Below are 16,531 nucleotides of genomic sequence, written 5' to 3' on the forward strand. Positions count from 1 at the left end.
GGTGATGCCGAACTCCTTGCGGCTGATGGTGGTGCTGCCTTCGAAACCGATCCGCTGGTTGCCCGGCTCGGGCGCGCAGGCGTACAGCCATGCTGCGCGACCGGCCACTGGCACTTGGTGCACCGAAGCTTGCCGCCGGGGCGAACAGTCAGCGTGCGCCTGCGCACGTCGCACCTCCGCCGGTCACCAAGCGCAGTAGGCTCGGTACATGCCTGATGAGTCGACCCAGTCGATCGTGGTCGACGCCCCAGCGGATCGCGTCATGGCGGTGATCGCCGACCTGGAGTCCTACCCGGAGTGGGCCAAGGCGGTACGCCGGACCGAGGTGCTGGAGCGTGACGACCACGGACGGCCGTACCGCGTGAAGTTCACCTTGGACGCCGGCCCGGTCCAGGACGTGTACACGCTGTGCTACGACTGGGCGCCGGACGGCCTGCGCGTCAACTGGCACCTGGTCGAAGGGCAGATGCAGCGTGCGCAGAAGGGGGAGTACGCGCTGCGCCCGCTGGGTGACGGCTCCTCGACCGAAGTCACCTACACGCTGTCGGTCGAGCTCGCGCTGCCGATGATCGGCCTGCTGCGCCGCAAGGCGGAGAAGGTGATCATGGACATCGCACTCAAGGAGCTCAAGCGCAGGGCCGAGTCGAGCTGAGGGGACCATCGTGCGGTTGTTGCTGTTCACCGGGAAAGGTGGCGTCGGGAAGACGACGCTGGCCGCCGCGACGGGGGCCACGCTCGCCGCACACGGCCGTCGGACGCTGGTGATCTCCACCGATCCGGCGCATTCGCTGGCCGATGCCTACGGCGTTCCGCTGGGCCCGGAGCCGAAAGAGATCACCCGGCGGCTGGACGGCGTGCAGATCGACTCCCGCAACCTGGTCGATGCGGCGTGGGAGGACCTGCGGCGGCAGTTGCGCGACGCGCTGGCGGGCGCGGGGCTGGACGCGCTGGACGCCGAGGAGCTGACCGTGCTGCCGGGCATCGACGAGCTGCTGGCGTTGACCGAGGTCCGGCGGCTGGCGATGACCAAGCACTGGCACAGCGTGGTGGTGGACTGCGGCCCGACCGCGGAGACGCTGCGGCTGCTCGCCCTGCCCGAGGCCATCGCCGCCTACCTGCGGCGGCTCTACGGCTGGCAGCCGTGGCAGGGGGCGGGCAAGGTCAGCAAGGGCGTGGCCGGCTCGGTGGCCAAGCTCGGTGAGCACCTGGAGCGGCTGCGCGACCTGCTCACCGACCACGACGTGACCTCGGTCCGGCTGGTGCTCACCCCGGAGCGGGTGGTGGTGGCCGAGACCAGGCGGACGCTGACCGCGCTGGCGCTGCGCGGGATCAAGGTGGACGGCCTCATCGCCAACCGGCTGATGCCCGCGCCCGGGATGTGGCGCGGCGGTGCGGCCAGCTGGCTGCGCGCCCGGCGCAAGCAGCAGGACGAGGTACTGGCCGAGCTGCGCGGGGTCGGCATGCCCGCGCTGACCGTGGTCGAGCACCGGGCCGAGGAACCGGTCGGCCTGGAGGCACTGGCGGACATCTCCGAGCAGCTGTACCGCGGCGGTGACCCGCTCGCCCCGATGGGCGGCAGGGACGCGGTGAGCGGCAAGGACACCACGGGTGAGGCGGCGATGATGCACATCACCGCCAACCCGCGCGGCGGCTACCGGTTGCGCATCGCGGTGCCGCTGGATCCGCGGACCGACGTCGACCTGGCCAGGGTCGACGATGACTTGGCCATCACAATCGACGGTTTCCGTCGCCTGGTCGCGTTGCCGAGGCTGTTACGATCCTGCGCGGTCGTGGGCGCGGAATCCGACGCCGAAGGCATAGTGGTCCATCTTGCCGAACCGGAGGAGATCCGATGAGCACTGCCGGTGCCGACAAAGCGGACACCGCGGCCGCCGGAAACCCCGCCGGGACGCTTGGCCACGAGCTCAAGCTGCTGGTCGAGATGGTCCTGGAACGGTCCGCGCCCTGGCTGGAGCGGCTCCGTGCGGGTGACCACCCCGATCTGGGGGAGCACTCGGCGGAGCGGCAATGTGTCAGTTGGTGTCCGATCTGCACCGCGGTCAGCATTGCCAAAAGCCAGGGGCCGGAATTCAGCGCCAGGGCGTGCGAGCAGGCCGCCCAGGCCGTGTCCCTGCTCCGCGCGGTGTTGGCCGACCGCTGGCATCCGGAACAGGGCGTGCACATGCCGGGCTTCGACCCACGGACTTCCGGCAACGGGTCGGCGGCGTCGTCGGCGTCGGCACCCCCACCCGCTGCGGGGACGCCGCGCACGCCTGCCGCCGATGGGGAGGGCGGCGGAGGTCAGCGCCGGTCTTCGTCCCGCGTGCAGCGTGTCGCGGTGCGGAAGTCCGAGAACGGGGAGCGACTGCGCTGAACACAGTCACGATTGGGGTCGACGTCGGAGGAACGAGCATCCGGGCAGGGGTCGTCGATGAGCGCGGAGCGATCATCGACAGCTGCCGGGTGGCCACACCGGACGACGAAAGCACGCTGGAGAAGGCCATCGTCGGGGTCGTCACGCGGCTGCGCCGGGAGCACCCGGTGGCCGGGGTGGGGCTGAGCGTGGCCGGGTTCGTCGCGCCGGACGGCAAGACGGTGCAGTTCGCACCGCACCTGGCGTGGCGGCAGGCGCCGGTGGCGCAGCGAATATCCGCCCGCACCGAGTTGCCGGTGACCCTGGAGCACGACGCCAATGCCGCGGCATTGGGCGAGTACGTCTACGGGGCCGCGGCGGGCGCGTCGGTGGTGGCGTTGGTGGCGCTGGGCACGGGCATCGGCTGCGGCCTGCTGCTCGACGGCGAGATCTACCGCGGCGCCAACGGCGTGGCGCCGGAGCTGGGTCACCTCCGGCTCGTCCCGGACGGCCGCCAGTGTTCGTGCGGCAAGCGTGGCTGTTGGGAGCGCTACTGCAGCGGCACCGCGCTGGCCATGACCGCGCTGGAGCTGCTGTCCCGCTACCCGGGCCGATCGACCGTGCTGGCTCGTGAGGCCGCAGGCGATCCCGGTTCGGTGACCGGGCGGCGGGTCGCCGCGGCCGCCAGGGACGGCGACGAGATCGGCATGATGGCCATGGCCGACCTGGCCACGTGGCTGGGGGAGGGCCTGGCACTGGTCGCCGACGTCTTCGACCCGGAGATCATCGTGATCGCCGGCGGGGTGTCGGAGTCGGCGACGTTGTTCCTGGACGAGGCGCGCGAGCACTACGCCCGGGTGGTGACCGGGGCGGGCAACCGGCCGTTGGCGCGGATCCGTACCGCCCAGCTGGGCGACGACGCCGCCATCGTCGGCGGCGCGCTGCTGGCGCGGGAGGCGGTGTCCGGCGTGCCCGGCTCGTGGCGCAAACGGACGCGCAGGAACGGTTAGCGGCAGTGGCCAGCGGCGATGGCTTCGTCCGATGCGCGTGCGGCCAGTGGCACTGGGGCAGGTACGGCGCGGCGGGGCTGTTACTGAGCGATCCGGAGCGCAGGGTGCTGCTGCAGCACCGCGCCCGTTGGGTGCATCAAGGAGGCACCTGGGCGCTGCCCGGCGGCGCCCTGCGCCGCGCCGAGTTCCCGTGGGACGCTGCGGTGCGGGAAGCGGGCGAGGAAGCCGACGTCCCGCCCGACGCGGTGGAGCTGACCGCGAGCGTGGTGGTCGATCACGGGAACTGGCGCTACACCACGGTCCTGGCCACGGCCCGGCGGCCGGTGGCCGCGCGCGCCGTGTCCGCGGAGGCGGCGGGTATGCGCTGGGTGCCGGTCGAGGAGGTCGCCGGCTACCCGCTGCACCGGGACTTCGCCGCAGCGTGGCCCAAGCTGCGGGAACACGTGGGCAGGCGGCTGGTTCTGGTGGTGGACGCGGCCAATGTCATCGGGTCACGGCGCGACGGATGGTGGAAGGACCGGGCGGGCGCGGCCGCCCGCCTGCGCGACAAGCTGGCCCGCCTGGCGGGCGCGGGCATTCCGGCGGGTTACGACGGGTTGCCCGGCTGGGGCGAGTTCAGCTGGTGGCCGGACGTCCGGCTGGTCGTGGAAGGCGACGCCCGTACGACTGCGCCGGCCGACGGCGTCGAAGTCGTCGCCGCACCCGAGGACGGTGACTCTGCGATCGTGGCCGAGGTAGCTGCGGTCCGGTCCGAGCGCGCCGACGACCACCTGGTCGTGGTGACTGCGGATCGTCGGTTGCGCGCGCGGGTGGAAGAGGCCGGTGCCGTCGTCGTCGGGCCGCGCACCCTGAACGCGATGCTGGATGAGCTGGACTGACCCGTCAAACGCGCCACAGCGCCCTGGGCGCCGTGCGACGTGTCACACCGATCGTGCATTCCTAGTGACCGGCGAGCGCCACCGCGACCTGGGCGGCGAGCCGTGCGTTGGCCAGCACGAGTGCTTCGTTCACCCGCACGCTGACTCCTTCGCTGGCCCGGTGGAAGTGCTCCAGCATCGCCGGGGTCACGTCCGACCCTTGCACGCTGCGGTCGTGCAGCAGCGTCATCGCCTCACGCAGCAGCCGTTCGTGCAGCTCGTGGTCCATCTCGGCATCCGCAGGCACCGGGTTGGCCAGCAGCATCCCAGAGCTGCTGATCCGGCTATGCGCGGCGAACACCGCGGCGGCTTCCGCCGGGCTCTCGACCCGCCACGACACCCGGTGTCCTGAGGAGCGGAGATAGAACGCGGGAAAGTCGTCGGTGCGGTACCCGACGACGGGGACCGAACGGGTTTCCAGGGCTTCCAGCGTCGCCGGGACGTCCAGCACCGACTTCACGCCCGAGCTGACCACCAGCACCCCGGTCGTGGCCAGCGCATCGATGTCGGCGGAGACGTCCCAGCTCACCTGGCTGTCGCCGACCGGCCGGTGGACCCCGCCCAGCCCGCCGGTGGCGAAGACGCGGATGCCGGCGGCGTGGGCCAGTGCGGACGTGCTGGCCACGGTGGTCGCGCCGGTCCTGCCGAGGGCGACGGCCGGGCCGAGGTCGCGGGTGGACAGCTTCACCACGTCGTCGCCGGTGCACAAGGCGTGGATCTGATCGCCGGTCAACCCGACCGTCGGCGTGCCCGACAGCACGGCGATGGTGGCGGGTACGGCGCCCTCCGCTCGCACCACTTCCTCCAGGCGGCGGGCGATGGAGAGGTTGTCGCCCGGGGGAAAGCCGTGGGCCAGCAGGGTGGACTCCAGCGCGACGACCGGGCGCCCGGCGGCGACGGCGTCGGCGACCTCGTTCGACATCTCGATGCGCACGCACGCATCATGGCCCACCGGGCGATGATCGATGCGGCCGGTGCTCGATCGCGTGCCAAGGGCGCCGTCGGTACCCCGGCGGGCAGTTTTGGCGGGGCGCCCGGGTTGGTGTCGTCCGGAGGCCGGTGCTGCGGCGGCAGTTTTGGCGGGATGTCGAGTTCGTGGCAGGGGTGCTGCCGGTGCTGCGGCGGGCAGTTTTGGCGGGGCGCCCGGGTTGGTGTCGTCCAGAGCCCGGTGTGCGGCACAATGGACCCGTGGCTACTACTCAGGTTCTCCCCGACGTCGACACTCGACCGGAAGGCACCGACGCCACCGACAACGACTCGCCGGATCTGTTCCACTACGTGCGGAAGAACAAGATCGCCGAGAGCGCGGTGCTGGGTACCCACGTGGTGGCCCTGTGCGGTGAGGTGTTCCCGGTGACCAAGACGCCGAAGCCGGGGTCGCCGGTGTGCCCCCGATGCAAGGAGATCTACGAGAGCTTGCCGCCCGGCGGGGACGACAACGACTGATGTCGGCCGTGGCCAGGGGAGTCGCCCGGCAGTCCGCGGCCGTCTCGAGGCGCTGAACCCGGGTCGTCGGTGGTCGCTTCGCCCACCGGTGGCCGTTCGCCGTGCGGCGTCTGCTCCGGCTGATTCCTTTCCTGCGGCTGCGTGTCTTGACTCGGCGGCTGCGGCGGCGTGGCCGGATTTCGTGTCCGGGGCTGCGCGGCCTGATCCGATGTGGGCGGCTGCGCGGTCCGGCCTTCTGCCTGCGGCCGCGGGGCCTGTGCCTGGTTCGTGTCCTGTTCCGGCGGCCGGTTGGGCCTGCGCAGCGGCGCGGTGGTGCGTTCCCACAGGCTGCGGGCGTTGTCGGCCTTGAGCTTCTCGTTGGCCCGTTCCAGTTCGAGCTTGCGCCAGCGGCGGCGCTGCCGCCGGGTCGGCTTGGCAGGCCACAGCTCCTGGATCGCGCTGTTGAAGTACGCGCCGACCACGATGCCCATGCCGATGAAGAACAGGAACAGCAGGAACGCCACGAACGTGGCCAGCGCGCCGTAGGTGTAGCCGGTGGCGGTGATGATCTCCAGGTAGAACCGCAGGCCGGAGCTGGCCAGCAGGAAGATGATCATGGCCAGGACCGCACCGGGCAGCCCGCGATGCCACGGCAGCTTGCGCGGCAGTGCCACCTTGTACAGCGTGGCCAGCGCCAGCACGATCAACACGCCGAGGGTCGGGTAGTACAGGATCGACACCCAGGTGGCGATGTTGTCCCGGATGTCGGTGGGGAACAGCTCGGGCAGCAGCTCGGGGCCGATGGCGATCAGCGGCAGGCCGATGACCAGCAGGATCAGGCTGGCCACGTAGAGCAGCAGGGCGAAGATGCGCTGCCAGACGCTGTTGCGCACCCCGTACTGGTCGTGCGCCACGGTGATGGCGTCGACGAACGACGACATGGCGGACGAACCGGCCCACAGCGCGATCAGGAACCCGACCGAGGCGATCGCCGCCTTGCCCTCGGTGAGCATGTCCTCGACCGTGGGCTGCACGATGTTGCGGACCACCTCGTCGCTGAAGATGTTTTCGCAGATGGTGAGGATCTGCTGGCCGACACGGTCGGCGACGTCCCTGCCGAACCAGTCCTCGACGTAGCCCAGCAGGCCGAGCAGCCCGAGCATCAGCGGTGCCAGCGACAGGGCCTGCCAGAAGCCGGCTTCGGCCGACTCGGAGAAGAAGTTGCCGTCCCACGCCTTCTGCAGCGTGCGCCCGATCAGCCGCCCGACGCCCTTGCGGCGTGCCCGCGGCTGCTCGGCCGGCTTCCGCTCGCCCTGTGTCGTCATAGCGAGTCCAGCATGCTCCATTCGAGCCACTTTGGCTCGGTGACATTCTCGGCGTGTCCACCCGGACCGTCACGCACGGGTCCCAGGTACGCTCGTTCGGGCGCCCTCACGCACGCGCTCGACAGGCCGGTCGACGATGACGGCCGGCGAGCCGGCGCCTCAGAGCCTGTCATCACCGACGGTACCGGTCCGTGAGGGTCTTCGTCCGTCTGACGTGTGATGTTGCGCCCGTGCCGGGCACGAGCCTGCGAGGAGGATGGCTTGTCCCAGGACGCGTTCGTCGCGCCGGAACCAGCCCATGACGCCACCGCTCGTCCGCTGCGCGCCTGGCAGCGGCGTGCCCTGACCAAGTACCTGGCCACCAATCCGCGGGACTTCCTGGCGGTGGCCACGCCGGGGGCGGGCAAGACCGTCTTCGGGCTGCGCATCGCCGGGGAACTGCTGTCCGACCGCACGGTGGACGCGGTCACTATCGTCACGCCCACCGAGCATCTGAAACACCAGTGGGCGGCGTCCGCGGCCACGGCCGGGATCCCCATCGACTCGAACTTCCGCAACTCCGACGGCACCGTCTCGCCCGACTTCCGCGGCGTGGCGCTCACGTATGCCCAGGTGGCCGCGCACCCCACGCTGCACCGGGTGCGGACGGAGAACCGCAGGACGCTGGTCATCCTCGACGAGATCCACCACGGCGGTGACTCGCGTTCCTGGGGGGATGCGATCCGGGAAGCGTTCACCCCCGCGGTACGCCGACTGGCGCTGACCGGCACCCCGTTCCGCAGTGACGACTCACCCATCCCGTTCGTGCACTACGAGCCGACCGGCGACGGGGGCATGCGCAGCGTGGCCGACCACACCTACGGCTACGCCGAAGCACTCGCGGACGGCGTGGTGCGGCCCGTGGTGTTCCTGGCGTACTCGGGCGAGGCACAGTGGCGCACGAGCGCCGGGGAGGAGTTCACGGCACGCCTGGGCGAGCCGATGACGGCCGAGCAGACCGCCCGCGCGTGGCGTACCGCGCTGGATCCGCGCGGTGAGTGGGTGCCCGCCGTGCTGCACGCCGCCGACGTGCGCCTGGAGCAGCTGAGGGCGTCGGGCATGCCGGACGCCGGTGGCCTGGTCATCGCCAGCGATCAGGAATCGGCCCGCGCCTACGCGAAGCTGCTCCGCAGGGAGACGGGTGTGGACCCGGTGGTGGTGTTGTCCGACGACCCCACCGCGACGCGCAAGATCGGTGAGTTCGCCGAGTCCGACGACAAGTGGATGATCGCGGTGCGCATGGTCTCCGAGGGCGTCGACGTGCCCAGGCTGGCCGTCGGCGTGTACGCCACCAGCGCGTCCACGCCGCTGTTCTTCGCCCAGGCGGTGGGCCGCTTCGTACGGGCGCGCAAGCCGGGGGAGACGGCCAGCATCTTCCTGCCCAGCGTGCCGGTGCTGCTCGAACTGGCCAGCCAGCTGGAGGCGCAGCGCGACCACGTGCTGGGCAAGCCGCACCGGGAGAAGGACGGCTGGGACGACGAACTGCTCGCCGCCGCGAAAGCGCGCCGGGACGAGCCGGGGGAGCAGGAGAAGGGGTTCACCTCGCTGCACGCTTCGGCCGAGCTGGACCAGGTGATCTACGACGGCAACTCGTTCGGCACGGCCGCATTGGCCGGATCCGAGGAGGAGCAGGAGTACTTGGGCCTGCCCGGCCTGCTCGAGCCGGAGCACGTGCGGGCATTGCTGCGCAAGCGGCAGGAGGAACAGCTGGCTGCGGAGCGACGGAAGGCCAAGCAGGCCGCCAAGCAGGAGCCGGAGCAGAAACCGCGGCCTGCCGCGCCCGCCACCGCGGCGGAACGGCGCAAGGCGTTGCGCAAGGAGCTGAACGCCCTGGTGGGCCTGTATCACCACCGCACGGGCAAGCCGCACGGGCAGATCCACGCGGCGTTACGGGAGGCCTGCGGCGGGCCACCCACCGCCATGGCGACGATCGAACAGCTCGAGGAGCGGATCGCCACGCTGCGCAGCTGGTAGCGGCGGCCCGCGGCGTCGGCGGCCGGGTCCCGCGGCGCGCGGCCGCAGGGCGGGTTCCCACGGCCCCGCCCGTCGCGGGGCGAGCCACCGCGAGCGTCCGGCGAGCGGCCCCGGACACGGCGCGAGGCGGGGACCCGATGGGATCCCCGCCTCGCGGTAGGTCTTGCTCAGTGGTGGTCAGCCGTGCTGGATCTCGACCTCCAGCTCCTTGAGCTTGGCTTCGTGCTGGCGCGCGTGGTGTCCGCAGAACAGCAGCTCGCCGCCGGACGGAAGCACGGCGCGAACCTTGGCGGCCGCTCCGCAGCGGTCGCAACGGTCGAGGGCGGTCAGGGCGGGGCGGGTGAGTGTCGATGGGGTCATGAGGGTCTCCCTCCATCCGTCCCGGCATCGGCGATGCCAGCGCGTAACGCGGTGTGCGTTACCTCTACTGTTGCAGACGAATTCCGTAGGGCAAGTGTTCCCCGCAAGCTGGGACGTTGGTCACGCGCCGGTATCGGCGAAGGGCTCCCGACGTGCTCTTTTCGGCCGGATCACCACCCCGCCATTCGGGTGTTTTCGCACGTCAGGCACCATGCGCAGGGTGAGGCGCATACCGGTAGGACACCTCGTGTCGCGGGCCCCGGCACCGGCGCTGTTCGTTGTCAGCGGAATTTCCATGTACGTCGGCGCGGCGATGGCGGTCTGGCTGTTCGACGTCGCATCTCCGTCCGGCGTCGCGTGGCTGCGTTGCCTGGGCGCGGCGATCGTGCTGCTGGCATGGCGTCGGCCTCCGCGTGCCGCATGGCGCGGCAGGTCGCTCGTGCTTGCCGGGACGTTCGGCACCGTCACCGCCGGGATGAACGTGGTGTTCTACGAGGCGATCGCCCGGCTGCCGCTCGGCACGGCGGTGGCCATCGAGTTCGCCGGTCCGGTCACCGTGGCCGCTGTCGGGTCGCGGCGGCTGCGCGACGTCGGAGCCTTGCTGCTAGTGGCGCTGGGCGTGGTGCTGATCGCCGACGTGCAGCTGGAGGGGAGCCCGCTGGGCGTGCTGTTCGCGCTGGCAGCCGCCGCGGCCTGGGCGGGCTACATCGTGCTGGGAAAACGGGTGGCGCTGGCCCCGGACGGCGTCTCCGGGCAGGACAGCCTGGCGGTCGGCATGGCCGTGGCCACCGTCGTGCTGTCCCCGCTGGCGGTCGGCACCGGCCCGGTGTGGGGCTCGGCCGAACTGCTCACCATCGGAGTCGGCGTCGGGGTGCTGTCGACCGTGGTGCCGTACGCGCTCGACCAGGTGGTGTTGCGGCGTGTCGGGCAGACGTCGTTCGCTTTGCTGCTGGCGCTGCTGCCGGTGACGGCCACAGCGATCGGGTTCCTCGTCCTGGCGCAGATTCCGGCCCCGGTGGAGGCGGTGGGCATCCTCGCGGTGGTGTGCGGCCTGCTTGTCCGGTCGCGCGACGACCAAGCCGCGGGCGAACCGCCTTAGTGCGCCACGCGATCCACCAGCAGGCGTTTGAGGATCTTGCCGGTGGTGTTGCGCGGCAACCGGGTGAGGAACGTGACGTCCCGCGGCACGGAGAAACGGGACAGCCGCTGGTGGATGTAGGAACGCACCATCGCCGGGTCCAGCCGGGCGCCGGGCTTGGGCACGATGAACGCCGCGAGTCGCTGACCGTACTCCTCGTCCGGGACGCCGACCACGGCGACCTCGGCGACCTGCGGCAGCGCGGCGATCGCCTCCTCGACCGGGCGGGGGAAGACGTTCTCGCCGCCGGAGATGATCATCTCGTCGTCGCGTCCGGAGACGAACAGCCTGCCGTCGGCGTCCAGGTAGCCGAGGTCCCCGGTGTCCATCAGGGTGTCCTTGACCTCCGGCGGCTCGTCGCCAGCGGTGTAGCCGTGGAACGGTTGCTCGTTGCCGACGAAGATGCGCCCGACCGCGCCGCGCGGGACCAGCAGCCCGTCGTGGTCGAGGATGGCCACGGTCGACCCCAGCGGCGGGTGCCCGGCCGTGGTGGGGGCGACCCGCAGGTCGGTCGGGCTGGCCGTGGCGGCCTGGGACACCTCGGTGGAGCCGTAGAAGTTGTAGAGGATGTCGCCGAAGGCGTCCATGAACTCGGTGACCAGCGTGCCCGGCATGGCCGATCCGCTGCTGGCGACGATCCGCAGGCTGGAGGTGTCGTACCTGGCGCGCACCTTCTCCGGCAGGTTGAGAATGCGCTGCAGCATGATCGGCACCGCCATCAGGGCGGTCACCCGGTGCTGGTCGATCGCCTGCAGGCAGCGTTCCGGGTCGAACCGGTCCTGCAGGACGACCGTGGCCCGCAGCGGCGTGCTGATCTGCAACGCGCCCAGCCCCCAGGTGTGGAAGATCGGCGCGGAGATCAGCATGGTGTCCTCGGCCCGCAGCGGCAGCACGGACAGCATGGCGGCCACGCTGATCCAGCCCGGCGGAGTGGCACGTTTGGCGCCCTTCGGTGTCCCGGTGGTGCCGGAGGTCAGCACGATGAGCAGCCCGTCCCGCTCCGGCGTGCGGAGCGTCCCGCGCGGTGCCTTGTCGACGAGATCGTCCAGCGTCGCCCTGCCTGCCACGCCGCTGGGCGCGATGGCGCTGATGCGGGTGACCGTCGGCGGCAGGTACTGCACCAGCGGCTCGAACTCGTCGTCGGTGATCAGCACCCGGATGTCGTGACGCTCGACGATCTGCTCGATCTGCCTGCTGGCCAGCCCCGTGTTGAACAGCACGGCGTCGCAGCCGAGCATGGCGCAGGCGACCGCGGTGAGCACGAAGCCGCTGTGATTGCGGGCCAGGATGCCCACCGTGGCCTTGGTGTCCACACCCATGTCGGCCAACGCCCTGGCCAGCCGCTGCGACCGGTCGTAGACCTCGCCGAAGGTGAGGGTGCGGCGGTCGTCGACAACGGCGATGCGCTCCGGGCTCCGCGCCGCGGCGGCGGCATATCCGCCTGCCACCGTGAATCCCCACCGGCGCAGCCGGTTCAGCTGCCGGAGTCCGCGTAGCGGGTGCGACGCCTCGAGGATCCCGGCGTCCAGCAGGGTCTTGACGATCTTGCGCTGGATCTGGGCGGGTGATCCGCCGGTGGTGATCGGGACGTCGGGCTTGCCCGCCAGGTAGTCGTCGATCCGCCGCAGGCCGTCCCGCACCCAGCGGTGGATCGCCGTCCGGCCGTGCTGCCCGCCGAAGTCGACCCCTTGCGGCTTGGCCACCACCACGGTGACCTGGGTGCCGCCGTTGCTGGCGTCGGCCAGGGACACCGACACCCAGCTGTCCGATTCGCCGACACCGGCCAGGACGAGTTCCTCCTGGGGCTGGTTGGCGGCCAGCCGGGCGAGGTATTCCGCTGGATGCCCGCCGGAGGACACCGCCGAGATCACGTAGTGCGGGTCGCCGGCGTTGTTCGGCAGGTGGGTGATGGTGCCGAGGCTGCGGAAGAACCGCGGGTACAGCTCCGGCTTGCCGATGACGTCCCACACCGCGGCGCGCGGGTGGTCGAGCACCATCTCCACCGTCACGTAGTCGGACGGCACCCGATGTCCCGGTCCAGTCACCGCTCACCCACCCGTTTGCCTCGGCAAAGGACATTCCTAGCGAGTCGGCGCGTGCCGGGTCAAGAGCTGCGGGTATGCCCCTGGGCGAGATGTGGCCGCTGGGCATGGGGTGGGGATGGGCACTGGTGTGAGTCGGCGCGTTCCGGGCCGGGGGTGGCGGGTGCGGGGCCGTGGTGGGTGTTTCTGGTGGTGTGGGTCGGCGGGGTTTGCGCGGGGTCGGTGGGTGGGCTGTGGCGGGTGAAGGGTGGCGAGGCCGTAGTGGGCGCCACCGGCGGCATGGGGCAGCAAGGGTCACGTGGACCAGCGTCGGCTGTGGCGGGTGAGAGGCGTCGGGTAGGTCGCCCGGGCGAGGCGGCGCAGGGGCCATGGGGCCGGACGGGCACGCGTGCCCGCGAGCGTTTTCCCGGGACGAGGGTAGGCCGGTCAGCTCACCGGAATGTCGTCCTTGTCGGTCTGGTCGCCGTTGCCCGGGGCCAGGTGCGAGTGTTTCCTGCCGTAGGCGAAGTAGATGACCATGCCCAGCCCCAGCCACACGGCGAACCGCAGCCACGTGATGACGTCCAGGTTGAGCATGAGGTAGAAGCAGGCAGCCGCCGTCAACGCGGGCACCACCGGGGAGAACGGCACCCTGAACGGACGCCGCAGGTCCGGCCGCTGCTTGCGCAGCACCGGAACGGCCACCGCGACGATGATCATCGCCGACAGCGCGCCGATCGAGACCATGTCGGCCAGCTCGTCGATCGGCACCAGTGCGGCCAGCACGCCCACCAGCACCGCGGCACCGACGGTCATCCGGTGCGGGGTGCCCCACCTCGGGTGCACCGTGCCCAGCTGCCGCGGCAGCAGGCCGTCCCGGCCCATCGAGAAGCCGATGCGGCCGATGGTGACCAGCTGCACCAGGATGACCGAGGTCAGGCCGGTGACCGCGCCCAGCGAGATGATCCCCCCGACCCAGGACAGCCCGACGGCGTCGAACGCCTTGGCCAGCGGGGCGCCGGAGTCGATCTCGGCGTAGGGGACCATGCCGGTCAGCACCAGCGAGACGCCGACGTAGAGCACCGCGCAGATGCTCAGCGCGCCGAGCAGCCCGATGGTCAGATCGCGCTGCGGCCGCCGGACCTCCTCGCCGAGGTTGGCCAGCGCCTCGAACCCGGTGTAGGCGAAGAAGACCACCGCGGCGGCGGTCAGCAGGCCGATGGTGCCGTACATGGTCGGCTCGATGCCCAGCCCGGCCTCGATGATCGGTTGCTTGAGCACGTCCGGCGCTTCCGCCTGCCGCGATTCGGGCACGAACGGGCGCCAGTTGGCCGCGGTCACGAAGAACGCACCGATGCCGATCACCAGCACGCAGACGATCAGCTTCACCACCACCAGCGCGTTGGTGAACAGCGCGGACATCTTGATGCCCACCACCGCGACCACGGTGAGGATGGCCAGGATCAGCACGGCGCCGACGTTCACCACCGCCTCCTCGCCGAACAGCTCCGGCGGCAGGCCGAACAGGTCGGCGAGGTATCCGGACCAGCCACGGGAGACGACCGCGGCGCCGAGCGAGAACTCCAGCAGCAGGTCCCAGCCGATGATCCACGCGAAGCCCTCGCCGAGCGTGGCGAACGCGTAGGTGTAGGCGCTGCCCGCCGTCGGCACGCTGGAAGCCATCTCGGCGTAGCAGATGGCGGCCAGGGCGGCCACCACCGCGCCGATCACGAACGACAGCGTCACCGCGGGCCCGGCGTGCTGCTTGGCCTCGACGCCGGCCAGGGTGAAGATCCCGGTGCCGATGATGATGCCGACACCGAAGCCGATCATGTCCTTCGCGCCGAGCCGTTTGCGTAGCCCGTCCTTGCTCTTGCCCCGGTCGAGGACGGCCGAGACGCTGATCGTGCGGCGGAAAGCGCTCGTCATGCGGTGGACGTTAGAAGATCGCCGACACCCTCGCATCCCGGTTGGGCACGACTGTTCGGAGAGTCCGAATTCGCCCGTGTGGTCTTGGCTACGCCGGAGGCACGTCGGTGCGCAACGGCAGGTGCTCGGCGGCCAGGATCGCGGCCTGCACGCGCGACTGCAGCCCGAGCTTGGCCAGCACCCGCGACACGTGCGTCTTCACCGTGGTCTCGCTGATGGCCAGCTTTCTGGCGATCTGCGCGTTCGACAGCCCGTCGCCCAGGCACGCCAGCACGTCGCGTTCCCGTTCGGTGAGATCGGCCAGCCCGCGCGGCTGCTCCGGCTCCGGCCTGCTCACCTCGGCGAACGCGGTGATCAGCTTGCGGGTGACCTGGGGGGCCAGCACGCCGTCGCCCGCGGCCACCAGGCGGATGGCCTCGACCAGCCGATCCGGCTCGACGGACTTCAGCAGGAATCCCGCGGCACCCGCGCGCAGTGCGCCGTAGACGTACTCGTCCAGGTCGAACGTGGTGAGCACCAGGACCTGGCAGTCACCTGTCGCGGTGATCTCCCGGGTGGCGGCGATGCCGTCCATGCCGGGCATCCGGATGTCCATGAGCACCACGTCCGGCCGTAGCGCGCGGACCTGGTTGATCGAGGTCCGGCCGTCGGCCGCCTCGCCGACCACGGTGATGTCGTCGGCGCCGTCGAGGATCATCGCCAACCCGGCCCGGATCGCCCCGTGGTCGTCGGCAAGCAGTACGCGGATGCTCATCGGTCACCGTCCCCGTACGCGCCACCGGACCGCACAGGCAGCGAGGCGCAGACCAGCCAGCCCCGTCCGCCGGGCCCGGCCTGCACGGTTCCGCCGACGGCTTTGGCACGTTCTCGCATGCTCAGCAGCCCGACACCGCCTGCCTGCTGGCCGGCGATCCTGCTGGTCTCGTCGGACAGCTCGTTGGTCACCACGATCTCCACCTTTCCGTCGCGCCTGCGCAGCGTCAGCTCGGCACGGCACCCCGGCGCGTGTTTGATGGCGTTGGTCAGTGCCTCCTGGGCGATGCGATAGGCGGTCAGGTCGACCGCGGCGGGCAGCTGGGTGGCCTCGTCCAGTTCCGTCCGGACGTCGACGGTCATGCCGCTGGCCCGCGCGGATTCCACCAGCTTCGGCAGATCGGCAAGGCCGGCGGGTGCGGTCGCGCCGTCGGTTTCCGCTCCCTCGGTGCGCAGCAGCCCGATCATGGCACGCATTTCCGCCAGCGCCGCCACACTGTTGTCCCGTACCGCTTGCAGCACCGTGGTGATCTGGTCGGCGCGTTCCGGGTGTTTGGCCATGTTCAGCGCCGCGGCGGACTGGATGGCGATGGCGGACAGGTGTCCGGCGACGACGTCGTGCAGGTCACGGGCCATGCGGGCGCGTTCGTTGGCGACCGCGGCCTGCCGGTCCAGTCGGGCGATCTCGGCCAGCTGTTCGGCGTTGGCGCGCTCCGACTCGGCGATCTCCCGTTGTTGCCGGACGTTGGTCGCCCACCACACCGGGATCACCAGGAACGAAGCGAGCGCGGCCAGTGCCGCCACCCCGGCACGCCAGTCGGACGCCACGACCAATGCCAGTGCCAGGCCACCGATGATGGTCACCGCGACCGCGGGCACCATGGCCCTGCTGAGCCGCTGTGACCCGTACAGGGTGGCCGCGAACAGCAGATCGGAGAACACCACCATGACCGGCAGGGTCAGCCCGAACCAGGCGTCGACACCGACCATCAGCAAACCCGCCGCCAGACCGACCCCGGGCGCCCGGCGCCGCGCCAGCTCGATCAGGCAGAACGCGCCGAAGACGGCGATGCGCCACCACGGAAGCTCCGGCTCCGGCGGCGCGAACAGCCGGTAGAGGCCGGACGCGTACAGCAAACACCCCAGCAGGAACATGCCTGCCGCGATGAGTGCGTTCTGCTGCCAGATCGGCAAGGCGCGATACAGCGACAGGGGAGCAGGCAGCCTTCCCGCGGACACGTCCCCATCACAGCACAGGCCCGCTGACGCCACCTCCTACGAAGTGAT

General features: G+C 71.0%; 15 protein-coding genes. 8 read left to right on the plus strand and 7 right to left on the minus strand.

What is annotated here, in order from left to right:
- The first annotated feature begins 208 nt into the window (after nucleotides 1-208).
- From CXP56_RS02520 to CXP56_RS02540, 5 genes are read left to right on the plus strand one after another with little or no spacing between them, the layout of a single operon-like run.
- Nucleotides 209-652, plus strand: a complete 444-nt coding sequence (locus CXP56_RS02520) for an SRPBCC family protein (RefSeq protein ID WP_028848203.1) — start codon at nucleotides 209-211, stop codon at nucleotides 650-652.
- A 10-nt stretch (nucleotides 653-662) separates the two neighbouring features.
- On the plus strand, nucleotides 663-1,856 hold the full coding sequence (locus tag CXP56_RS02525; RefSeq protein ID WP_028848204.1) for an ArsA family ATPase: 1,194 nt from the start codon (nucleotides 663-665) through the stop codon (nucleotides 1,854-1,856).
- Nucleotides 1,853-2,374, plus strand: coding sequence for a hypothetical protein (locus CXP56_RS02530; RefSeq protein WP_286899581.1), 522 nt, complete (start codon nucleotides 1,853-1,855; stop codon nucleotides 2,372-2,374). The genes CXP56_RS02525 and CXP56_RS02530 overlap by 4 nt, the downstream gene beginning before the upstream one ends.
- Nucleotides 2,371-3,363, plus strand: a complete 993-nt coding sequence (locus CXP56_RS02535; RefSeq protein ID WP_211227604.1) for an ROK family glucokinase — start codon at nucleotides 2,371-2,373, stop codon at nucleotides 3,361-3,363. The genes CXP56_RS02530 and CXP56_RS02535 overlap by 4 nt, the downstream gene beginning before the upstream one ends.
- 5 nt (nucleotides 3,364-3,368) lie before the next feature.
- Nucleotides 3,369-4,241 (plus strand): NUDIX domain-containing protein, encoded by an 873-nt coding sequence (locus CXP56_RS02540; RefSeq protein WP_028848205.1) that lies wholly within the window; start codon nucleotides 3,369-3,371, stop codon nucleotides 4,239-4,241.
- A 61-nt stretch (nucleotides 4,242-4,302) separates the two neighbouring features.
- Here the strand turns inward: CXP56_RS02540 and CXP56_RS02545 are convergent, their stop codons facing one another.
- A complete protein-coding gene (locus CXP56_RS02545; RefSeq protein WP_286899604.1) occupies nucleotides 4,303-5,202 on the minus strand; it encodes a pseudouridine-5'-phosphate glycosidase in 900 nt (299 codons plus the stop codon).
- Nucleotides 5,203-5,468: 266 nt separating this feature from the next.
- On the opposite strand from CXP56_RS02545, the gene CXP56_RS02550 reads away from it, so the two are divergent.
- Entirely contained in the window at nucleotides 5,469-5,726 is a 258-nt protein-coding gene (locus tag CXP56_RS02550; protein WP_028848207.1) for a DUF3039 domain-containing protein, read from the plus strand.
- On the opposite strand, the gene CXP56_RS02555 is transcribed toward CXP56_RS02550, so the two are convergent.
- Nucleotides 5,687-7,030: a YihY/virulence factor BrkB family protein gene (locus CXP56_RS02555; protein WP_156899244.1), complete on the minus strand. Its 1,344-nt coding sequence runs from the start codon at nucleotides 7,028-7,030 to the stop codon at nucleotides 5,687-5,689. The two genes, CXP56_RS02550 and CXP56_RS02555, sit on opposite strands and share 40 nt — an antisense overlap.
- Nucleotides 7,031-7,291: 261 nt before the next feature.
- Between CXP56_RS02555 and CXP56_RS02560 the strand changes: the two genes are divergently transcribed.
- Nucleotides 7,292-9,043 carry a DEAD/DEAH box helicase gene (locus CXP56_RS02560; RefSeq protein ID WP_028848208.1) on the plus strand — a complete coding sequence of 584 codons (1,752 nt, stop codon included), beginning with the start codon at nucleotides 7,292-7,294 and terminating at the stop codon, nucleotides 9,041-9,043.
- Nucleotides 9,044-9,220: 177 nt separating this feature from the next.
- On the opposite strand, the gene CXP56_RS02565 is transcribed toward CXP56_RS02560, so the two are convergent.
- Nucleotides 9,221-9,403 (minus strand): DUF7455 domain-containing protein, encoded by a 183-nt coding sequence (locus tag CXP56_RS02565; protein WP_028848209.1) that lies wholly within the window; start codon nucleotides 9,401-9,403, stop codon nucleotides 9,221-9,223.
- 295 nt (nucleotides 9,404-9,698) lie between these two features.
- Here CXP56_RS02565 and CXP56_RS02570 point away from each other — a divergent pair, with 295 nt between their 5' ends.
- Nucleotides 9,699-10,502, plus strand: coding sequence for an EamA family transporter (locus CXP56_RS02570; RefSeq protein ID WP_038045084.1), 804 nt, complete (start codon nucleotides 9,699-9,701; stop codon nucleotides 10,500-10,502).
- Here CXP56_RS02570 and CXP56_RS02575 read toward each other — a convergent pair.
- The 4 genes from CXP56_RS02575 to CXP56_RS02590 all read right to left on the minus strand — a co-directional run bounded on the left by CXP56_RS02575 (nucleotide 10,499) and on the right by CXP56_RS02590 (nucleotide 16,483).
- Nucleotides 10,499-12,586 (minus strand): AMP-binding protein, encoded by a 2,088-nt coding sequence (locus CXP56_RS02575; RefSeq protein WP_245566677.1) that lies wholly within the window; start codon nucleotides 12,584-12,586, stop codon nucleotides 10,499-10,501. The two genes, CXP56_RS02570 and CXP56_RS02575, sit on opposite strands and share 4 nt — an antisense overlap.
- A 423-nt stretch (nucleotides 12,587-13,009) precedes the next feature.
- Complete coding sequence (locus CXP56_RS02580; protein WP_051310240.1) at nucleotides 13,010-14,491, minus strand: APC family permease; 1,482 nt, start codon at nucleotides 14,489-14,491, stop codon at nucleotides 13,010-13,012.
- A gap of 88 nt (nucleotides 14,492-14,579) precedes the next feature.
- Complete coding sequence (locus tag CXP56_RS02585; protein WP_028848213.1) at nucleotides 14,580-15,245, minus strand: response regulator; 666 nt, start codon at nucleotides 15,243-15,245, stop codon at nucleotides 14,580-14,582.
- Nucleotides 15,242-16,483, minus strand: coding sequence for a sensor histidine kinase (locus CXP56_RS02590; protein WP_245566678.1), 1,242 nt, complete (start codon nucleotides 16,481-16,483; stop codon nucleotides 15,242-15,244). Before CXP56_RS02590 ends, CXP56_RS02585 begins: the two co-directional genes overlap by 4 nt.
- Nucleotides 16,484-16,531 lie beyond the last annotated feature (48 nt).

The organism is Thermocrispum sp., assembly GCF_002919275.1.
Taxonomy (GTDB): Bacteria; Actinomycetota; Actinomycetes; order Mycobacteriales; family Pseudonocardiaceae; genus Thermocrispum; species Thermocrispum agreste.

Excerpts from the sequence above, each read along its gene's own strand:
- CXP56_RS02580 (WP_051310240.1), bottom strand. The coding sequence starts at position 14,491 with ATGACGAGCGCTTTCCGCCGCACGATCAGCGTCTCGGCCGTCCTCGAC.
- CXP56_RS02570 (WP_038045084.1), top strand. The coding sequence starts at position 9,699 with ATGTACGTCGGCGCGGCGATGGCGGTCTGGCTGTTCGACGTCGCATCT.
- CXP56_RS02545 (WP_286899604.1), bottom strand. The coding sequence starts at position 5,202 with ATGTCGAACGAGGTCGCCGACGCCGTCGCCGCCGGGCGCCCGGTCGTC.
- CXP56_RS02520 (WP_028848203.1), top strand. The coding sequence starts at position 209 with ATGCCTGATGAGTCGACCCAGTCGATCGTGGTCGACGCCCCAGCGGAT.
- CXP56_RS02530 (WP_286899581.1), top strand. The coding sequence starts at position 1,853 with ATGAGCACTGCCGGTGCCGACAAAGCGGACACCGCGGCCGCCGGAAAC.
- CXP56_RS02565 (WP_028848209.1), bottom strand. The coding sequence starts at position 9,403 with ATGACCCCATCGACACTCACCCGCCCCGCCCTGACCGCCCTCGACCGT.
- CXP56_RS02555 (WP_156899244.1), bottom strand. The coding sequence starts at position 7,030 with ATGACGACACAGGGCGAGCGGAAGCCGGCCGAGCAGCCGCGGGCACGC.
- CXP56_RS02585 (WP_028848213.1), bottom strand. The coding sequence starts at position 15,245 with ATGAGCATCCGCGTACTGCTTGCCGACGACCACGGGGCGATCCGGGCC.